General features: G+C 67.4%; 18 protein-coding genes. 12 read left to right on the forward strand and 6 right to left on the reverse strand.

Annotated features, from left to right (window positions below; all coding sequences use genetic code 11):
- Window positions 1–203 precede the first annotated feature (203 nt).
- Window positions 204–1,871 (forward strand): FAD-binding dehydrogenase, encoded by a 1,668-nt coding sequence (locus GGR11_RS00060; RefSeq protein WP_183194775.1) that lies wholly within the window; start codon window positions 204–206, stop codon window positions 1,869–1,871.
- 9 nt (window positions 1,872–1,880) lie between these two features.
- Here GGR11_RS00060 and GGR11_RS00065 read toward each other — a convergent pair whose 3' ends face one another.
- Window positions 1,881–2,315, reverse strand: coding sequence for a DUF2147 domain-containing protein (locus tag GGR11_RS00065; protein ID WP_183194776.1), 435 nt, complete (start codon window positions 2,313–2,315; stop codon window positions 1,881–1,883).
- Complete coding sequence (locus GGR11_RS00070; protein ID WP_287930248.1) at window positions 2,315–3,100, reverse strand: Coq4 family protein; 786 nt, start codon at window positions 3,098–3,100, stop codon at window positions 2,315–2,317. Before GGR11_RS00070 ends, GGR11_RS00065 begins: the two co-directional genes overlap by 1 nt.
- A gap of 198 nt (window positions 3,101–3,298) precedes the next feature.
- On the opposite strand from GGR11_RS00070, the gene GGR11_RS00075 reads away from it, so the two are divergent.
- Both GGR11_RS00075 and GGR11_RS00080 read left to right on the forward strand, forming a co-directional pair.
- Complete coding sequence (locus GGR11_RS00075) at window positions 3,299–3,775, forward strand: TetR/AcrR family transcriptional regulator (protein ID WP_343050989.1); 477 nt, start codon at window positions 3,299–3,301, stop codon at window positions 3,773–3,775.
- An 80-nt stretch (window positions 3,776–3,855) separates the two neighbouring features.
- Window positions 3,856–4,839 (forward strand): bile acid:sodium symporter family protein, encoded by a 984-nt coding sequence (locus GGR11_RS00080; protein WP_183194778.1) that lies wholly within the window; start codon window positions 3,856–3,858, stop codon window positions 4,837–4,839.
- Here the strand turns inward: GGR11_RS00080 and GGR11_RS00085 are convergent.
- Window positions 4,824–5,234, reverse strand: a complete 411-nt coding sequence (locus GGR11_RS00085) for a hypothetical protein (protein ID WP_183194779.1) — start codon at window positions 5,232–5,234, stop codon at window positions 4,824–4,826. The genes GGR11_RS00080 and GGR11_RS00085 overlap by 16 nt on opposite strands.
- Window positions 5,235–5,326: 92 nt before the next feature.
- On the opposite strand from GGR11_RS00085, the gene GGR11_RS00090 reads away from it, so the two are divergent.
- Window positions 5,327–6,064, forward strand: a complete 738-nt coding sequence (locus tag GGR11_RS00090; protein ID WP_246331460.1) for a helix-turn-helix domain-containing protein — start codon at window positions 5,327–5,329, stop codon at window positions 6,062–6,064.
- 31 nt (window positions 6,065–6,095) lie between these two features.
- Here the strand turns inward: GGR11_RS00090 and GGR11_RS00095 are convergent, their stop codons facing one another.
- The gene (locus tag GGR11_RS00095) at window positions 6,096–7,748 is read right to left on the reverse strand and encodes an amino acid ABC transporter ATP-binding/permease protein (protein WP_183194780.1); all 1,653 of its coding nucleotides are present in this window, start codon (window positions 7,746–7,748) and stop codon (window positions 6,096–6,098) included.
- An 8-nt stretch (window positions 7,749–7,756) separates the two neighbouring features.
- The gene (gene cydD / locus GGR11_RS00100; RefSeq protein ID WP_183194781.1) at window positions 7,757–9,361 is read right to left on the reverse strand and encodes a thiol reductant ABC exporter subunit CydD; all 1,605 of its coding nucleotides are present in this window, start codon (window positions 9,359–9,361) and stop codon (window positions 7,757–7,759) included.
- A 197-nt stretch (window positions 9,362–9,558) separates the two neighbouring features.
- Here cydD and GGR11_RS00105 point away from each other — a divergent pair, with 197 nt between their 5' ends.
- The 8 genes from GGR11_RS00105 (at window position 9,559) to pyk (ending at window position 19,129) form a co-directional block, all read left to right on the forward strand.
- Window positions 9,559–11,151, forward strand: a complete 1,593-nt coding sequence (locus GGR11_RS00105; RefSeq protein ID WP_183196323.1) for a cytochrome ubiquinol oxidase subunit I — start codon at window positions 9,559–9,561, stop codon at window positions 11,149–11,151.
- A gap of 27 nt (window positions 11,152–11,178) precedes the next feature.
- Window positions 11,179–12,327 carry a cytochrome d ubiquinol oxidase subunit II gene (gene cydB / locus GGR11_RS00110; protein WP_183194782.1) on the forward strand — a complete coding sequence of 383 codons (1,149 nt, stop codon included), beginning with the start codon at window positions 11,179–11,181 and terminating at the stop codon, window positions 12,325–12,327.
- 19 nt (window positions 12,328–12,346) lie between these two features.
- Window positions 12,347–12,493, forward strand: coding sequence for a cytochrome bd-I oxidase subunit CydX (gene cydX / locus GGR11_RS00115; protein ID WP_008259678.1), 147 nt, complete (start codon window positions 12,347–12,349; stop codon window positions 12,491–12,493).
- A complete protein-coding gene (gene hemN / locus GGR11_RS00120) occupies window positions 12,480–13,859 on the forward strand; it encodes an oxygen-independent coproporphyrinogen III oxidase (protein WP_183194783.1) in 1,380 nt (459 codons plus the stop codon). Before cydX ends, hemN begins: the two co-directional genes overlap by 14 nt.
- Before the next feature lie 122 nt (window positions 13,860–13,981).
- Window positions 13,982–14,647: an OmpW/AlkL family protein gene (locus GGR11_RS00125; RefSeq protein ID WP_183194784.1), complete on the forward strand. Its 666-nt coding sequence runs from the start codon at window positions 13,982–13,984 to the stop codon at window positions 14,645–14,647.
- 152 nt (window positions 14,648–14,799) lie between these two features.
- Window positions 14,800–15,744, forward strand: coding sequence for a DUF808 domain-containing protein (locus tag GGR11_RS00130; RefSeq protein ID WP_183194785.1), 945 nt, complete (start codon window positions 14,800–14,802; stop codon window positions 15,742–15,744).
- 77 nt (window positions 15,745–15,821) lie between these two features.
- Window positions 15,822–17,531: an alkaline phosphatase family protein gene (locus GGR11_RS00135; protein ID WP_183194786.1), complete on the forward strand. Its 1,710-nt coding sequence runs from the start codon at window positions 15,822–15,824 to the stop codon at window positions 17,529–17,531.
- Between the two features lie 149 nt (window positions 17,532–17,680).
- A complete protein-coding gene (gene pyk / locus GGR11_RS00140; protein WP_183194787.1) occupies window positions 17,681–19,129 on the forward strand; it encodes a pyruvate kinase in 1,449 nt (482 codons plus the stop codon).
- Here pyk and GGR11_RS00145 read toward each other — a convergent pair.
- On the reverse strand, window positions 19,126–19,449 hold the full coding sequence (locus GGR11_RS00145; RefSeq protein ID WP_183194788.1) for a hypothetical protein: 324 nt from the start codon (window positions 19,447–19,449) through the stop codon (window positions 19,126–19,128). The genes pyk and GGR11_RS00145 overlap by 4 nt on opposite strands.
- Between the last annotated feature and the right edge of the window lie 59 nt (window positions 19,450–19,508).

Below are 19,508 nucleotides of genomic sequence, written 5' to 3' on the forward strand. Positions count from 1 at the left end.
TCTGTCGGCGGCGCGTGATGTGCGTTTCCTCCCGCCTGATGTTTCCGCTCGACGGGGCGGGGCCACCGGCGGTTGTCGGCAACTTCGCACTACTCACCGTCATGTCAATACATATTGACAGCAGTGTTGGTTGACGGTCATCCGGAATGGGGGAGTTCGGATGTCGATCTTCATCCGCGCGCGTCGCGAAAAAGGGGAAACAGATGGACTATGATGCCGTGATCGTCGGCGCCGGACTGGCGGGCCTGGTCGCCGCCAACGAGCTGGTTCAGGCCGGCCGAAGAGTGGCGCTGGTGGATCAGGAGAACGCCGCAAACCTGGGCGGGCAGGCCCACTGGTCATTCGGCGGCCTGTTCCTGGTCGACAGCCCCGAGCAGCGTCGCCTGGGCGTCCGCGACGGCTTTGATCTCGCGTGGTCGGATTGGCGGGGCAGCGCGGGCTGGGATCGGCTGGACGGCCCGCTTGCCGAGGATCAGTGGGCGGTGCGGTGGGGAAAGGCCTATGTCGAATTCGCGGCCGGTGAGAAACGCGCCTGGTTACGGCGTCACGGGATACGACTGACGCCTATGGTCGGCTGGGCCGAGCGGGGGGACGGTCGCGCCGACGGTCACGGCAACTCGGTCCCCCGGTTCCATGTCGCATGGGGCACAGGGACCGGCGTGAGCGGCCCGTTCGCGGCCCGGGCGCGCGATGCCGAGACACGCGGCAGGCTGGCGTATCACCCGCGTTGTCGCGTCGACGACCTGATCGTTGAAGCGGGGAGGGTCACAGGCATATCGGGCGTTCGACTGGCGCCGGACGCGGCCGGACGCGGCCTGGCCTCCAATCGGGATGCGGTGGGATCCTTCACCCTGCGGGCTCCGTCGGTGCTGATCGCTACGGGCGGGATCGGCGGGGATCATGACAAGGTGCGGCGTCTGTGGCCCGAGCGCCTGGGAAGTCCGCCCCGCGAGATGGTCAGGGGCGTGCCCGCCTATGTCGATGGACGGGGGCTGGACATCGCCGAGGCGGCCGGGGCCCGCGTCGTGAACCGTGACCGGATGTGGCACTATGTCGAGGGTCTGCGGAATTGGAACCCGATCTGGCCAGGGCACGGCATCCGCATCCTGCCCGGCCCGTCGTCCCTCTGGCTCGACGCCCTTGGGCGCCGCCTGCCGTTTCCGGCCCTGCCGGGCTATGATACGCTTTCGACTCTTCGCCACCTGCGAACCACGCCCGACCTCGCGGCGCACGATCACTCCTGGTTTGTTCTGACCCAGGCGATCATCGAAAAGGAGTTCGCGCTCTCCGGATCGGAGCAGAATGGCGACATCACCTCTGGAGACTGGCTGAGAGTGCTCAGAACCCGGTTGGGCAAGGGCGCGTCGCCGGAGGTCGAGGCGTTCAAGGCGCACGGCGCCGACTTCGTGGTCGCCGACGCCCTCGACGACCTCGTCGCAGGGATGAATGCTCTGACCCCGACGCCCTTGCTGGACGTCGAGGGGGTGCGGCGGGTGATCGCGGCCCGGGACGCGCAGATCGACAACCCCTACGCCAAGGACCTTCAGATCCAGGGCGTTCACAACGCCCGCCGCTACCTGGGCGATCGTCTCGCCCGGGTCGCAAAACCGCATCGTCTTCTCGATCCCGGGTCCGGTCCGTTGATCGCCGTCAAGCTGCATGTCCTGACGCGCAAAAGCCTGGGCGGAATTCAGACCGATCTGGACAGTCGCGTTCTCAAGCCTGACGGAACAGTGCTCGAAGGCTTGTACGCGGCCGGCGAAGCCGCGGGGTTCGGGGGCGGCGGCGCCCATGGGTACAACGCCCTGGAAGGCACGTTCCTGGGCGGATGCCTCTTTACGGGACGCGCCGCCGGTCGGGCCATGGCCTGACCGGCGGCCCTAGGGCAGCCGCATCCAGGTCTGGGTTCGGCAGAGCAGGGGAGCGATGCAGCCTCGCACCGCAAGGTGATCGGGATCGATGAGAACCAGGCGCCCGCTGGCGGCGCGCCGCCCGCTGTCCGGGTCGTAAAGCGGCCCCCCGGTCCAGGTCGTCGGGCCGCCGCGAAATCCCTCCAGGACCCTCAGCCCCCGCAGCGGACGGTCGCGCAGCGCGGGATCGTGATTGCGAACGTCCCTTTGGTCCGGATTGCGCCGGAGCGGCGCTGCATCGACCAGCCGACCGCACAGGGCAGAGCCGCAGGCGTGGATCTCGACCACGCCACCCTGGGCGGCGGTGCGCCATCGGCCCAAGAGCGGGCTGTCCGCCGCCGCAGCCGGCCCCGCAACCGCCGTGCACAGAAGTCCCGCGATCAGGACGGCTGAAAGGCGCGACATCAAGCCGCGACCAGGAGGCTGTTGCGAAGTTCGACCGGAATTCGATCGTAGAGGGTTGGACCGGACAGGCCGAGACGGGCGCGGGCCTGCTCAAGCGGCTCCGCCATCAGCGCCTCGTAGTCCAGCGCCGGCAGCCAGGCCGCCCGGCGGCCCCGGAGCCAGGCCTGAAGAACGGCGCGCGCACACGGGTGGCCCGTGCGGGCCCGGGCGGCTTCGATCGCAACCCCGGCCGCGATGAGACCAAAGCCCGCGCTTCGCGTCTGCGGGAGAGAGAAGGCGACCACACAGGCTTCTCCGAGCGCGTCGGTGCGATAGCCGGTGAGAATGTGCCAAAGGTCGTGCACGTCGCGCAGCCGACGCGCATACCAAGCGTAGGGGTGAGCGGCCTCGATCTCCGAGTCCGCGACCTTTTGACTTTCCCCGGCCAGACCGTAGGCCGAGAGATTCCGCTCGTCGATGAAGTCCAGATAGGCGCGGCCGACCGTGCCCGGCGGGAGCGACTCCAGCCACGCCCGATCGTGCAGGCGGTCCGCCAATTCCACCATCAGATAGGCCTGCCGAGCGCCTTCAGGCTGTTCGAGCATCTTCTCATAGCCCCGGCGGACGGAACGCCCGGCCAGAGCGTTCATGATCTCGAAGACCTGAGTCGTATCTTCCTTGTCGGCGATGAGACGGCGCAAGGCGCGAAGCGCCCGGAGGGGCTCGACGCGTCGGGGACGCAGCCGGCTGGGCGTGCGGGTTTGCGAATCGAATTTGGCGTCTGCGACCATTAGTTCGGCTGTCACTTGCTCTCTCCCAGGACTGAGCTTAACCAGTTGCTATCTACATGGATGTAACTAACACTAATGTCAATAGAGCGCGTTCGCCGTCGCCGTCGCACCCCTGATGAAGCCCGGCTGGAGGCGCTGGTCTGCGCCCGTGCGCGACTGCTGTCCGGGGGGCCGGACTCTGTTACCCTGAAGGCCGTCGCCGATGACCTGGGCATGACGCACGCGAATCTGATCCATCACTTCGGGTCGGCCGAGGGGCTCCAGTCGGCCTTGATGGGTTCGATGGTGGCGGATCTGTCTCGTGACCTCGAGACGGCGATCGCGCGCCTGCGAACCGATGAAGGGGCGCCGCTGGAATTGGTCACCGCCGTATTCGACGCCTTCGCCGTAGGCGGGGCGGGCAAGTTGGCGGCCTGGATCGTGTTGAAAGGCGATCTCTCTCATCTCGAACCCGTTCGGGACGCCGTCAACGGGCTGGTCCAGGTGATTCAGGAGAAGCTGGGCGACCCGTCCGACGCCAGCCGGGACCGACTGTCCTCGGCGGTCCTCTTCATCGCGCTGAGCGCGTTCGGCGAGGCCCTGATTGGAACTCCGCTCAGGAACATGCTCGACCAGGACGAGGACGCCAGTCGGCAGGTAGTGGCGGGGCTGTTGCCCTATTTTGTCGCCCGATCCGAGCGTGCGAGCTGACCGATCAAAATCGGTTCGCTTCCGATGACGACCTGATGCGGGGCTTGCCGTTCGCCTGAGGCGCGGCCTAGGACCGGGCCATGAACGCGTTGCGCCGATGGATCGACCCTTACCTGCTGATGCTGATCGGCACGGTGGTTCTGGCCGCCCTTGTTCCGGCCCGAGGCGCGGGTGCGGACGTGGCCGAGGGGGCGGCGACTTCGGCGATCGCCCTGTTGTTCTTCCTCTACGGCGCGCGTCTGTCGCCCGGGGCCGTCTGGGCGGGACTGTCGCACTGGCGGTTGCAGGGTATGGTGCTGTCCTCCACCTTCCTGCTGTTCCCGCTTCTGGGCCTGGTCGTCTTCTGGGCGACGGAGCCGTGGATGGCTCAGGATCTGAGGATCGGCCTTTTCTATCTGTGCCTGCTGCCGTCGACGGTCCAATCCTCCATCGCCTTCACCGCCATCGCACGGGGCAATGTGCCGGCCGCCCTCTGCGCCGCCTCGGTGTCCAATCTGGCCGGAGTGGTCATCACGCCCCTGTTGGTGATGCTGCTGCTGCCCGTGGGCGGCGCGGGCGTGTCGCTGTCGTCCATCGAAGGCATCGCCTTGCAGATTCTGGCGCCCTTTGTCGCCGGGCAGGCCGCGCGCCCCCTGATCGGCGGCTGGCTGACGCGGCACGGCCGTCTGACCTCGGTGGTGGATCGGGGGTCGATTCTGCTGGTCGTTTATGTCGCCTTCAGCGCCGGGGTGGTGTCCGGAGTATGGACGCGTTTGTCGCATCTGGATCTGGGGTTGGTCGTGGTTCTGGATGTCCTGATCCTGGCGGTCGCTCTGGCGGTGACGACCCTGGTCAGCCGACGGTTGGGCTTTTCGCGCGAGGACGAGATCGCCATCGTCTTCTGCGGCTCGAAGAAGAGCATGGCTAGCGGCCTGCCCATGGCCGCCATCCTGTTTGCGGGGCAGAGCGTCAGCCTGATCGTCATTCCACTGATGCTGTTTCACCAGATCCAGCTGTTCGCCTGTGCGGTCCTGGCGCGACGTTACGCCCAGGTCACGCAGGACGGGGATCAGATGACGCGGTGAAGCACGGCGGCGTCGGAGATCTGGCGCATGACGGCGTCATAGCCCGGCGAGTCGATTCTGCTGGAAAGGCCGATGGAGCTGCACCCCTTGCGCGCCAGATCGCAAGCGGCGGCGACGAGCGGTTCGATCAGCTTTTCCGGCCGTAACAGATCGAAGGCGGCAAGGGTGTCGACCATGAACTGCCGCTCTCCCGAGGATGTCGTCGAGATGGAATAGGCCAGTATGGCCCGGACGCAGTCATTCGCCACGGCCGCGATGACCCCGCCGACGGCCGGCGCCGAATCCACGACAGCGCGCCAGGATTCCAGAGTCAGACTGGGGTTCGCCATGTGGGCCAACACATAGGCTTGGTCGGCTTCGTCGCTGTTCAGGCGGCGATACTGGAGGGCGCTCATTTTCGGCCCATTAGGCCATGGACGAAATGGCCGCCTTGATCTCCATCAATCCGTTTGCGTGTGTCGGTCGTCAGGCCTAACCTCAACAAACCATGCTCGAACTCAGATCCCTGCCCACGGACTGCGCCCAGCGCCGACAGGACTCGGTGTGTTCGACCTGTGGCGCGCGGGCCTTCAGCGTGTGCAGCAGTCTGGATCCGGCCGATCTGGCCGGGCTGGACTCCATCGCCGAGCGGGTGTCGCTGAAGGCGGGCGAGTCCCTGATCCGCGAGGGGGATCCCGCGGTCCACCTGTTCAACATCACCTCGGGTTCAGTGCGGATCTACAAGCTGCTGCCGGATGGGCGCCGCCAGATCACGGGCTTCCTGTTCGCCGGCGACTTCGTCGGTCTGGCCACGGGCCAGGACTACGCCTTTTCCGGCGAGGCCATCGAGGACGCGACCCTGTGCCGGTTCCGCAAGACCGACTATCGCGCCCTGATCCGCGAGCGACCCTTGCTGGAAGAGGCCCTACTGGATCGGGCGACCCACGAACTGGCGGCGGCGCAGAATCAGATGCTGTTGCTGGGCCGCAAGACGGCCCAGGAACGGATCGCCTCCTTCCTGCTGGACCTGCCGACGCGCGATCCCCTGCGTCCTTCGACCGAGGATCAGGTCCGACTGCCGATGACCCGGTCTGAAATCGCCGACTATCTGGGTTTGACCATCGAGACCGTAAGTCGGGTTCTGACCAAGCTGAAGACGACCGGCGTGATCCGCCTGTTGTCGCTGAACGAACTGCGGATCGAACAGCCCGACCGCCTTCGCGACATCGCCGAAGGCGAAGTCTGAAACCCGTTTCCTCGTCCAGCGATGGAACCGCCTAGACCGGCGCCAGCTGACGCGTGACGGTCAGGCGGACCTTTCCGTCTTCGGCGATCCCCTCCACCCGGATGACCCGGTCGCACAGCTGTGTCGGGGCGGGGCGGTGGCTGACGACGATCAGGCCCTGGCCCGAGTGTTTCAGACGCCGGTCGAGCGCGGTCAGCACCCGGGCCTCGGTCGTCGGGTCCAAACCTTCGGTCGGTTCGTCCAGCACCAGCCAGGGCGCGGACCGCAGATAGGCGCGGGCCAGGCCCAGCCGACGCCGCTCGCCGCCCGACAGTCTTTCGCCATTGGGGCCGACGCGGGCGTCCAGGCCGGCCGGATCGGCGCGGACCCGTTCGGCCAGGGCCGCATCCTCCAGCGCACGCCACAGCGCGCCGTCTTCGGCGGGGCCGGCCAGCAGCAGATTGTCGCGGATCGTGCCGTCGATCAGGCGGATGTCCTGGGCGGCGTAGGCGAACAGGGGGCGGCGGTCGTCCGGGGCGACGCCGGCGATGTCCAATCCGCCCAAGCGCGCCTCGTGCGCCAGGGCGTCGCGCAGGCCGACCAATCGTTCAGCCAGCGTGGTCTTGCCCGACCCGGACGGGCCGATCAGGCCCAGGCGCATCGGCGGGGCCATTTGAACGCCGTCCGCCGACAGGACCAGGCTCGCCTCCGAGGGGGCGGGCGAAGACGCAAGCGACGGGGCCGAGGCCAGGGCGTCCAGCCGCCGGGCGGCTTCGACGGCGGCGCCGTTCTGTTGCAGGGCGCCGACCAGTCCGGCGGCGGCTTCGATCCCCATGACGGCGGCCAGGGCGGCCAGGGCCGTCATCGGCAGGGAGGCCCCCAGGGTGGCGGGCACGACCGCGGCGACGGCCAGGCCGGTGACGGTCGCCTGCCATGCCGCCATCCAGCCGCCGGCCTGGCTCAGGGCGATCTGGGCCCGGTCGAGACCGGAGGCGGTGTGGGCCGCCTCACTGGCCGCCCAGCGGTCCAGGCCATAGGCCTTCAGCTCCGGCGAGACGGCTTCGAGCGACGCCAGCCGATCCTTCAGACGGCCCGTGGCGATCTGAACCTCGCGCCCGGCCGGGGCGGCCAGACGACGGGCGATCAGCACCGAGCCCGCTGCGCTGAGGCCCATGGCGAGCAACAGCATCAGACCGGCCAGAGGGCTGGCCATGCCGGCGAGAAAAGCCGCCGAGACTGCGCCGGCCCCAAGCGCCCAGGGCGCCGACAGACGCACGAACAGGGTCTGGACCGCGTCCACGTCCTGCACCAGTCGGGCCGAGGCCTCGCCGGACGACAAGGCCAGGGCCTGGGCGGGTGGAGCGGAGGCGAGGGCGTCGAACAGTTGCGGGCGCAGCCGCGCCAGGGCTTTCAACGCAGCCTCGTGACCGGCGACGCGTTCAATGTAGCGCGCGCCGGTGCGTAATATGGCCAGCAGGCGAATGGTCGCGCTGGGCATCATATAGTTGAAGGCCTGAACCGCCGCCGATCCGGCGACCCCGGCTATGGCCGCGCCGGTGATGAACCAGCCCGACAGACCCAGAAGACAGGTCGCGGCCACGGCGACGACGGTGCCGCCGGCGGCGGCGATGCGCAGACGGCCGCGCTGGGCCTGGCGCTGGGCCGCGATCAATTCGCCGATGCGCGAGGACGGGGTCTTCGTCATGGTTTTGGTCACAGGCGCACCACGCGGTCGGCCATCGCCGCGACAGCGGCGGAATGGGTGGCGATCAGGGTCGTGCGACCGCGCGTCGCCTGACGAATCAGGTCCAGCATGGCCTCTTCGGATGCGGGGTCCAGATTGGCCGTCGGCTCGTCCAGCAACAGGATGGGGGCGCGTTTCAGAATGGCGCGGGCCAGGCCCAGCCGTCGACGTTCGCCGCCCGACAAGCCGCCGCCGCGTTCGTCGATGGGCCGGTCCAAATCGCCGAACAGGCCGGCCTCACCGGCGGCCACCAGGATACGGCCGGGACAGGCGGACGGGTCGGCCAGGCGGATATTGTCACCGAGACTGCCGGGCACGACGATGGGGTTCTGGCTGGCCCAGGCGATCTGGCCGGCGAAATCCCCCGCCTCGCTCAGGCGCGCCCCACCCACCTCGACCTCGCCGGCCGTCAGGGGCGACAAGCCCAGGAACAGGTGCAGCAGGCTGGACTTGCCGGACCCGCTGGCGCCCACCAGGGCCACGATCTGACCCGGACGGATCTCCAGGTCGAAATCGGCGATCACCGGCGCGGCCTCGCCATAGGCGATGGCGACCTTGGTGAAGCGAATCGCCGGCGCCTCCTCGGGCAGGATGTGGCGATCCCGCTTGGGGCTTTCGGGCGTGACCAGGGCGGGCACGGCGGACTCGGCGGCCTGGCGGTCGTGATAGGCGGCGGCCAGTCGGCGCAGCGGCTGATACACCTCGGGCGCAAGGGCCAGGACGAAGAAGGCGCGCGGCAGGTCCAGCGTTTCAGGCGCAGGGAAGGGCAGAAGCTTCAGCAGGTTGAACCCGCAGTAGACGGCGATCAGGGCCACGGCCAGGGCCGAGAAGAACTCCAGCACGCCGGACGACAGGAAGGCGATCCGCATCACGCGGTTGGTGCGGCGCTCCAGCTCGTCGGAGGCGCGGGCGATGTCGGCGGTGGTGCGGGCGCGGGCGTCGAAGGCCAGAATGGCGGGCAGGGCGCGCACCCGGTCGACGAACAGGCCCGACAAACGCTCCAGCGCCTGGAACTGGCGGCGGCTTTCACCCGCCGCAGCTGTGCCGGCCAGGATCATGCCGAAGATGAAGGGCAGCAGGGTGAACAGAAATATGCCGGCCGAAAACGGGCTGGCGACGGCGGCCACGGCGATGATCAGCAGGGGCGACAGACCCGCCGCCATCTTCAGGGGCGTGAACCGCGACACATAGCCGTCCAGCGCGCCGACGCCCTCGACCACGGCGGTCAGCCGGTCGTCGGCGCGGCCGCCGCGTCCGAACAGGTCGGCCAGCAGCCGGTCGCGCACGTCTGTCTTGATAGACCGGCCCAGGCGCGCGCCGACCACCACCGCTGCCTGGCCGATCAGGCCGCGCGCCATCAGACTGAACACGGCCAGCAGCAGCCAGGGCACGGCGGCCAACGGGGAGGATCCGAAGGTCGCGACCGTCATGGCCAGGCCGCCCGCGAAACCCACGGCCGGCGCCACGTCAGCGACGGCCAGAAGGCCCGCCAGGATCGTCAGCCGACGCCAGGGCGCCGCCGTCTGTTTCAGCCAGGCCGCAGGGGAGGAGGCTGTGATCGGCGCCGATGTCATTTGCGGACTCCAACCGTGGGCGGCCTCAAAAGCCATTGGGCAAACCGTCGTTGGGCGAAATGTCCAAGGACGATCAGTCCACTACGACCAGGGGCTACAGAGGGCTTTGATCGAAATCAAGGCGACCGCCCCGCCTTCGTTTAAGGGCGTATGAAACGTCGGTCGTCGGGGCCGGCTACAAGGAGCCTTGAGCCATGATCGACCTCGCGGTCGTCGACCTATCCAGGCTGCAGTTCGCGCTGACAGCCCTTTATCACTTCCTCTTCGTGCCCCTGACCCTGGGGCTGTCCTTCATGCTGGTCATCATGGAGTCGATCTATGTCATGACCCGCCGGCCGATCTGGCGCACGATCACCCGCTTCTGGGGCGTGCTGTTCGGCATCAACTTCGTGCTGGGCGTCGCGACCGGCATCACCATGGAGTTCCAGTTCGGCATGAACTGGAGCTATTACAGCCACTATGTCGGCGACATCTTCGGGGCCCCGTTGGCCATCGAAGGGCTGATGGCCTTCTTCCTTGAAGCCACATTCGTCGGGCTGATGTTCTTCGGCTGGGAAAAGCTGAAGCCGTCGGCGCACCTGTTCGTCACCTTCATGGTGGCGCTCGGCACCAACCTGTCGGCCGTGTGGATCCTGGTCGCCAACGGCTGGATGCAGAACCCGGTGGGCTCGGCCTTCAATCCGGACTCCATGCGAATGGAGGTCACGGACTTCATGGCCGTGGTCTTCAACCCGGTGGCCCAGGCCAAGTTCGTCCACACCGTCAGCGCCGGCTATGTCTGCGCCTCGGTCTTCGTTCTGGGCGTCTCGGCCTTCTACCTGCTGCGCGGTAAGCACGTCGGCTTCGCCAAGCGCTCGATGACCGTGGCCTCGGCCTTCGGCCTGGCGGCTTCGCTGTCCGTCGTCGTCCTGGGCGACCAGTCGGGCTATAACCTGACCGATAACCAGAAGATGAAGCTCGCTGCGCTCGAGGCCATGTGGCACACCGAGCCCGCGCCGGCTGGCCTGACCCTGATCGGCATTCCCAGCATGAAGGATCGCGAAACCCACTACGGCGTCCATGTGCCGTGGGTCATGGGTCTGATCGCGACCCGCACCGTCGACAAGCCGGTCGAAGGCATCTTCGAACTGGTCGCCACCGCCGAGGACCGTATCGAATCCGGCGTCATCGCCTATGACGCCCTGGAGAAGGTCAAGGCCGATCCGGCCGATCCCGTCGCTCGCGGCGTGTTCGAAACCCATCGTCGCGACCTGGGCTATGGTTTGCTGCTGAAGCGTCACGTCGCCGATCCGCGCATGGCCTCGCCTGAGCTGATCCAGAAGACGGCGTGGGAAACGGTGCCGAACGTGCCGGCCCTGTTCTGGAGCTTCCGCATCATGGCCGGCGTCGGCATGTTCATGATCCTGTTCTTCGCCACGGCCTTCTACCTCTGCACCGTGCGTAAGCATCAGACCCGCTGGTTCCTGCGTCTGGCCGTCCTGTGCCTGCCGCTGCCGTGGGTGGCCATCGAGTTCGGCTGGATCCTGGCCGAGTTCGGACGTCAGCCCTGGGCGGTCGAAGGCGTGCTGCCGACCTTCCTCGGCGCCTCGTCCCTGAGCGTGCCCCAACTGTGGGCGACCATCATCGGCTTCACCGCCCTGTACGGCGCTCTGGCTGTGGTCGAGGTCCGGTTGCTCCTCTACGCCATCAAGAAGGGGCCGTTCCACGAGCAGGAACTGTTCGGCGAACCTACGCCTGAAGCCCCGGCCCAATCGCCCGGCCAGCGCCCCGCCGCGCCCGCCGTGGCCTGACCCAGAGAGATTTTAGGACATCCGACCATGGATCTTCCCCTCGACTTCGCCACCCTACGTCTGATCTGGTGGGGGCTGCTCGGCGTACTGCTGATCGGCTTCGCCCTGACCGACGGTTTCGACCTGGGCGTCGGCTCGCTCCTGCCCTTCGTCGCCAAGACGGATGAAGAGCGCCGTATGGTGATCAACACCGTCGGCGCGACCTGGGAGGGCAACCAGGTGTGGTTCATCCTGGGCGGCGGCGCCATCTTCGCCGCCTGGCCCTTCGTCTACGCCGTCAGCTTCTCCGGCTTCTACCTGGCCATGTTCCTGGTCCTGTCGGCCCTGATCCTGCGGCCCGTGTCGTTCAAGTATCGCTCCAAGCGTCCCTCGCCCAAGTGGCGGTCCTTCTGGGACTGGGCGCTGTTCACCGGCAGCTTCGTTCCGGCTCTGGTGTTCGGCGTCGCGGTCGGCAACGTCCTGCTGGGTGCGCCCTTCCGCCTGGATAGCGACCTGCGCTCCTTTTACGAGGGCAATCTGCTGGGCCTGTTCACTCCGTTCAGCCTGATCGCCGGCCTGTTGTCGGTAGCCATGCTGCTGCTACACGGCGCGGCCTGGCTGTCGATCAAGGCTGAAAAGGGCCCCGTGCTGGATCGGACGCGTCTGATCGGCACCGTCGCCGGCCTCCTGGCCGTGGTCCTGTTCGCGGCCGGCGGCCTCTATATGGCCTACGGCGGCGTGGGCTTCCGGATCACCGGCGCCGTTGACATGCAGGGGTTCTCCAACCCGCTGCGCACGACGGTCGAAGCCGCGCCCGGCGCTTGGCTGGACAACTACAGCCGCTATCCGTGGATGATGATCGCCCCGACTCTGGGCTTCGTCGGCGCGGTGGTCGGTCTGGCGGGCATGTGGCTTCGGTCGGCCCCCCTGGCCTTCGGCGGTTCCTCGCTGTCGACCGTGGGCATCATCTCCACCGTCGGCCTGTCGATGTTCCCCTTCATCCTGCCCAGTTCGGTTGATCCCCAGTCCAGCCTGACCGTCTGGAACGCCTCGTCCAGCCACCTGACCCTGTTCATCATGCTGATCTGCACGGCGATCTTCCTGCCGCTGGTTCTGATCTACACGACCTGGGTCTACTCCGTCCTGTGGGGCCGCACCTCGACCGCCGCCCTCAAGACCAACCCCGACCTCTACTGAGCTCAAGGAGCATCAAGCCATGTGGTATTTTTCCTGGATCCTGGGTGTCGGACTGGCGGTTGGCTTCGGCGTGCTGAACGGCCTGTGGCACGAGTTCCACCTGTTCGACGAGGGCGATGAGGGCCTGTCGGTCGATGCGTCGAAAGAGGTCGATGTCCCTCTCTAGCCCCACCGGCGCGCTGACGACGCGCGAGCTTATCGCCCGCTACGACGCCCACGCGCCGCGCTACACCTCCTATCCGACGGCGGCGCAGTTCACGCCCGCCGTCGGGGCCGCCGATTGGGGGGCGTGGCTCGGCGCCGCGCCCCTTGATCATGCGGCGTCGCTGTATCTGCACATCCCCTTCTGCAAGCGGCTGTGCTGGTACTGCGGCTGCAACACCCGGGCGATGAACCGCGTCGGGGTCATGACCAGCTATGTGGACCTGCTGCTGAAGGAAGCCGATCTCGTGCTCGAACGGATCGGCCGCCCCGTGCGGGTCGGTTCAATCCACCTGGGCGGCGGCACGCCCAACATGCTGCCCCCCGATGAGTTGGAGCGACTGTTCGCCGGTCTGGCCGCCCGGTTCGACCTGGGCGACTGTTTCGAGATCGCCGCCGAACTGGATCCCGAAGTCCTGACCCAGGCCTGGGTCGAGGCGGCCGGTCGTATCGGTCTGAGCCGCGCCAGCCTGGGGGTTCAGGACCTGTCGCCCAAGGTGCAGGCGGCGGTGAACCGGCCCGAATCCTTCGAGACTATCCGCTGGGCGGCCGAAGCGCTGCGCGGCCAGGGGGTCACGTCGCTGAATCTGGACCTGATGTACGGCCTGCCGCTTCAGGCGGCCGAGAATGTCATCACGACCGTGGCGCAGATCGTGGCCTTGCGGCCCGACCGGATCGCCCTGTTCGGCTATGCCCATGTGCCATGGATGAAGCCGCACCAGAAACTGATCAAGGAAGCCGATCTGCCAGGACCGGAGGCGCGCTTCGCCCAGAGCCAGGCGGCGGCGCGGTATCTGGTGCAGAAGGGCTGGCAAGCTATCGGTCTGGACCATTTCGCCCTGCCGCATGACTCCATGGCCGCCGCCGCGCGCGCCGGCCGGCTGCGTCGCAATTTCCAGGGCTATACGACCGACGAAGCCCCGGTGCTGATCGGCCTGGGCGCCTCGTCGATCAGCCGCACCCCCCTGGGCTTCGTCCAGAACCATACGCAGGAGCGCGACTGGCGCGCGGCCGTGGCGGAGGGAACCTTGCCGGTCGCGCGGGGCGTGGCCCTTGATCCGCGCGACGCCTTTGTGGGCGAGATCATCGAACGGCTAATGTGCGACTTCGCAGTGGATGTGGCCGAGATCGCCCGCGAACGCGGTCGTGATCTGGCGGAAGTGGCGGCGGCCTGGCCCAGGTTGTTGCGGTTTCAACTGGACGGCCTAGCCGAGGTGAACGGCGCGGCCGTGACGGTCACCGATCTGGGCCGGCCATTCGTTCGTGCGCTCTGCGCCGCCTTTGATCCAGGCGCCGCCGACATCGAGAAACGCCACGCCCGCGTGGTCTGAATGGACAGATTGTCCAACCCTTGGCGGGGTTTGCGCTAAATCAAGGCCGAGGTGGGGCAGGGGGCGCATTTCCCCTTCAAGACGTTCGGACAAGTCGCATGAGGCGGCAGCGGGCGTCGGGGATGAGCAAGATGAAACTGAAAACCCTGATCCTCTCAGCCGTCGCCGCCGCCGCCTTCGCTGCGCCGGCCCTGGCGCAGAGCCCGGCCGCCTGGGAGATGCCCAAGAAGGGCGACTGGATCATCACCGGCCGCGTGACCGATGTCTTCTCTGAGGCTGACAACGCCATCACCACGGCCGCCGGTGCCGATTCCGGCCTGAAGGTCGATGTGGGCGATAGTGTCATGCCGACACTGGGCTTCACCTACTTCCTGACCGACCATCTGGCGGTCGAGGCGATCCTAGGCACGACCAAGCACGAGATTCGCGCCCAGGGCGGAGCCACCGACGTCGCCGTGCACGAAACCTGGGTTCTGCCCCCGGTCGTGACCCTGCAATACCGCCCGCTGACCGAGGGTCGTTTCAGCCCCTATGTCGGCGCGGGCGTCAACTACATGCTGTTCTACAGCGGCGAAGACAAGAACGGCTTCAAAGTCGATCTGGACGACAACTTCGGCTACGCCCTGCAAGCGGGCGCCGACATCGGCATCCAGGGACCGTGGAACCTGAACGTCGATGTCAAGAAGGTGTGGGTCAGTATCGACGCCGACGTCAACGACGGCGCTCTGAAGAGCGATGTGGATCTGGACCCGTGGGTCGTTTCCGTGGGGGTAGGCCGTAAGTTCTAAGAAAAATCGACATCGGAAATGCGTTCGAAATGGAAGCCCCGCCGGTTCGCCGGCGGGGCTTTCGCTCTTGTGCGGATGCGCTCGACAAAACGGGCGGCGCGCCCTAGGCGGGAGACGAGCCGTTTGTTGCGGCGCAATCTCGGGATTTCCGCATGCCTTCCGGTCTGATCGCCCTGCTCGATGATGTGGCGGGGATCGCCAAGATGGCGGCGGCGTCGATCGACGACGTCGGGGCGGCGGCGGGCAAGGCCTCGACCAAGGCCGCCGGGGTGGTGGTGGACGATGCGGCGGTGACGCCGCGCTATGTCACCGGCCTGTCGCCCAGCCGCGAACTGCCGATCATCGGCAAGATCGCCCTGGGGTCGTTCCGCAACAAGCTGATCTTCATCCTGCCGGCCGCCCTGCTGCTGAGCGCCTTCGCCCCCTGGGCCATCACGCCGCTGCTGATGTGTGGCGGGGCCTATCTCTGTTTCGAAGGGGCGGAGAAGCTGATGGAGGCCTTCGGGCACGGCGGCCATGCTGACGCCGCCCCGGTCGTGGGCGACCCGGCGACCCTGGAGAAGACGACGGTGGCGGGGGCGGTTCGGACCGACCTGATCCTGTCGGCCGAGATCATGGCCATCGCCCTGGCCGACGTCTCCGCCCAGCCGATCCTCACCCAGGCGGCGGTTCTGGCCGTGGTCGGGATCGCGATGACGGTCGCGGTCTATGGGGCTGTCGGCCTGATCGTGAAGATGGACGACATCGGCCTGCATCTGGCCGAGCGCCCCAACGGCGGGGTGCGCGCCCTGGGCCGCGGCCTGGTCAAGGGGATGCCGGTAGTGATGGACGCCCTGTCGGCCATCGGCACGGCGGCGATGCTGTGGGTCGGCGGCGGTATTCTGGTTCACGGAACCCATAAGCTGGGCCTGCACTGGCCGGCCGAACCGCTGGAGCATCTGGCCCATGCGGTCGGGGCAGCGACCGGTCCCCTTCATGGGATCGTCAGCTGGTTCGTGACCGCCCTGGGGTCGGCGGTCATCGGCGTGATCGTCGGCGGCCTGATCGCCCTGCTGGTCCATCAACTGGGCCGGTTGCGGGCCAAGCCCGCGCACTAAATCTCCCAGGGCCGTAGCTGTCACGCTGTTGCAATCCCGGCCCGCTAGACCCCGACGCCTGTTTCCGGAGTAAGCTCATGTCCCTGTCGCGCACCGCCCTCGCGGCCCTGGCCGCTGTTTCGCTGGTCGGCGCCGCCGTTCCAGCGATGGCGCGACAGAGCCAGACGCCGACCCCGGCTCCACAGGCCTCCGTTGCGGCCCTGACGCCTCCGAAGCTGATCGTCACCATCGTGGTGGACCAGTTCAGCGCCAATCTGTTCGACCAGTACCGCGGCCGCTACACGGGCGGCCTGCGCCGGATAGCGGACCAGGGGCTGGTGTCGATCAACGGCTATCAGACCCACGGCCTGACCGAGACCTGCCCCGGCCACTCGACGGTTCTGACGGGCATGCATCCGACCGAGACCGGAATCCCGGCCAACGACTGGATCGACGGCAAGACCGGCCAGGAAGTCTATTGTCTGGCCGCGCCCGCCAACCACCTGGCGAATGGACGCGACGACGTCGACAACGGCCCGGTCGGCCCAGAACAACTGCGCGCCACGACCCTGGGCGACTGGCTGAAGGCCGTCAGCCCGCAAAGCAAGGTCTTCGCCGTCTCGGGCAAGGACCGGGGCGCGATCAACCTGGCTGGACACCAAGGCCAGGCCTTCTGGTTCACCGAGGGTTTCGGCCTGACCACCTATGTCGAACCGGGCGAGACGGCGCAGGCCAAGCTGGCGCCGGTCGCGGACTTCAATCGCGACTTCCGCCTGGGCATGAGCCTGGCGCCGGTCGCCTGGGATTACACGAACGACCAATGCCGGGCGCTGGCCGGGGACTGGACCATTCGCAGCCAGACTTTCCATTCGACACTGCCGCCGGCGGGGCTGAAGTTCGACACCTCGCCGCTGCTGGACGAACAGACGCTGAAGGCCGCCGAATATCTGCTGGACACCCAGAAGCTGGGCCAGGGCGCGACGACCGACATGCTGGGCGTCAGCCTTTCTGCGACGGACCGGATCGGCCACATGTACGGCACCCAGGGGCCGGAGATGTGCGAGCAGATGCTGCGGCTGGATGCGGCCCTGGGCGAGTTCCTGGACCGGCTGGTCCAGGTTCCCGGCGGCGCCCTGGTGGTGCTGACGGCCGACCACGGCGGGTCGGACTTCGTCGAGCGGCTGCACGACCACGGCTATCCGCATGCGCGCCGCGCCGATCTGTTCGCGATCCAGGGCGTGAACGACGCGTTGAAGGCCCGGTTCAATCTGAGCGCCGATCCGCTTCAGGTCGGGGGCAGCGGCCTGATGGTCGCCGACGCCCAGCATCGGTCCTTGCCCGATCCGCTGCGGACACAGGTGGCCGAGGCGGCGGTGGAGATGCTGCGTGTCCTGCCGGATGTGGCCTTCGCCGAGACCCGCGACCGTCTGCTGGCCGAGCCTCTGCCGGAGAGCCGCCAACCGGAGATGATGAGCCTGCGCGAGCGGATGCGCCTGTCGACCGTGGCCGAGCGGTCGCCGGACATCCAGTTCGCCTGGGCCCAGAACGTCACGGCCGGCGGGAGGGTAGGCTCGACCCTGGCCGGTCACGGCACGCCGTGGGAATATGATCGCCGGGTGCCTATCCTATTCTGGTGGCCCGGCGCGACGGGTGAAGAGCGGTTCCTGCCCATCCGCACCATCGACATCGCCCCGACCCTGGCGCATGTCATGGGGGTGGTGACGCCCAAGGTTGAAGGGCGCTGCATCGACCTGAACGGGTTCGCTGTGGCCGATTGTCCGGCGACGGAGACGACGCCGGCGCGATAAACTCCTGTTTCGCGTCGTAAACTCGTGTTTCCCAGTGGGGGCGTGACCTTACGTCGGGGACGTTTCATCGGCAGAAGGGGACAAATCGTCCAACCGTCCCTTTCGGGGCGTGATTTGGGCGGCCTCGGAAGCGAACAGGAAACGTCCCCATGAACAGAGCCCGCCGCGCCCGCATCGTCGCGACCCTCGGTCCCGCGAGCCGCGCCCCCGGCACGGTCAAGGCCCTGGCCCAGGCCGGGGTGGACGTCTTCCGCCTGAACTTCAGCCACGGCACGCATGAGGACCACGCCGCCGCCCTGAAGGCCGTGCGCGGGGCCGAGATGGCGCTGCAGCGTCCGCTGGGCGTTCTGGCCGACCTGCAGGGCCCCAAGCTGCGGCTGGGCCGGTTCAAGGACGTCGAGATCGCGGTCAAGCCGGGCCACAAGATGCGGTTCGACCTGGACCCGACGCCCGGCGACGAAACCCGGGTGCAGATGCCGCACCCCGAGATCTTCAAGGCCCTGCGCACCGGCATGCTGCTGTTGCTGGACGATGGCCGGGTGCGGCTGCGGGTCAACGACCGGACCGATGACTGGGCCGATGTGACGGTCGAGAGCGGCACGAAACTGTCTGACCGCAAGGGGGTGGCCGTGCCCGAGGCCGTGATCCCCGTGTCGGCCCTGACCCCCAAGGACCGCGAGGACCTGGCCTTCGCCCTGCGTCAGGGCGTGGACTGGGTGGCGCTCAGCTTCGTGCAGAAGCCCGAGGACATGGCCGAGCTGAAGCGGATCGTGAACGGTCAGGCGGCCTGCCTGGCCAAGATCGAGAAGCCGGCGGCCCTGGCCGATCTGGAGGCCATCCTCGACTATTGCGACGGGGTCATGGTGGCGCGGGGCGACCTGGGCGTCGAACTGGACCCCGAGGACGTCCCGGTGGCGCAGAAGCAGATCGTCCGCGCGGCCCGTAATCGCGGCGTGCCGGTGATCGTGGCGACCCAGATGCTGGAGTCGATGACCAGCGCCCCGTCGCCGACCCGCGCCGAGGCCACCGACGTGGCCAACGCGGTCTATGAGGGCGCGGACGCCCTTATGCTGTCGGCCGAGACGGCCTCGGGCGACTATCCGCTGGAATCGGTCGAGATCATGAGCCGGATCATCGAACGGGTCGAACGCGATCCGATGTGGCCCAAGCTGATGGGCGCCGAACACGCCGGCATGGACGAGCATGACGTCGACGCCCTGGTCGGGGCTGCGGCCATGGCGGCTAATGCGCCGTCCACCGGTTGTCTGGTGGTCTTCACCACTCTGGGCGGCACCGCCCGGCGAATGGCGCGCGAGCGGCCGCTGAAGCCGATCCTGGTCCTGACGCCCAATCCGAATACGGCCCGTCGGTTGGCCCTGGTCTGGGGGCTGGAGCCGCGCCTGGGCGACCAGCCAGATTCGCTGGAAGCCGTCACCGACGATGCGGTGAACAGCGCGGTCAAATATGGCCTTGCCGAGCCGGGCCAGCGGATCCTGATCCTGGCCGGCACGCCGTTCGGGGCGCCCGGCGCGGCCAATCTGCTGCGTCTTGCCCATGCCCCGGCGAAGGCCAAGGTGGCGGGCGGCAAAACGAGTTAGGTGGGAACGGTTTCTAAAAAATCGCGTCCCAACTGCGTTAGACGGAAACCTCCTCGAATTTTGTCGGCGTATCTAAGGTTGAACATGCTGGTTTGCATGCGTCTTCTGTTGCTGATGATGTTTCCGACAACCTGCCGAAAATTTTCTTGCCAGTTGGCATTGAGCTGGGCATCGGCACCCTGCGGGCGGTATTTTTGAACCATAAGATCTTTTAAGTGAGCAGTTTGGATAGCGCCTCCGTGTTCCAATGCGATCTGCATTGCTACGACGGTCAAATCTGCCTGTTGAAGCCTATTATAATCTATTGCGCCCCGGGGCATGTGGCATTCTCCTTTTTGGGGGAGCAGCATGGGATTCGGTGCAAGGGGTAGTCAAGGTT

The sequence above is a fragment of the Brevundimonas mediterranea genome (genome assembly GCF_014196125.1).
Taxonomy (GTDB): domain Bacteria; phylum Pseudomonadota; class Alphaproteobacteria; order Caulobacterales; family Caulobacteraceae; genus Brevundimonas; species Brevundimonas mediterranea.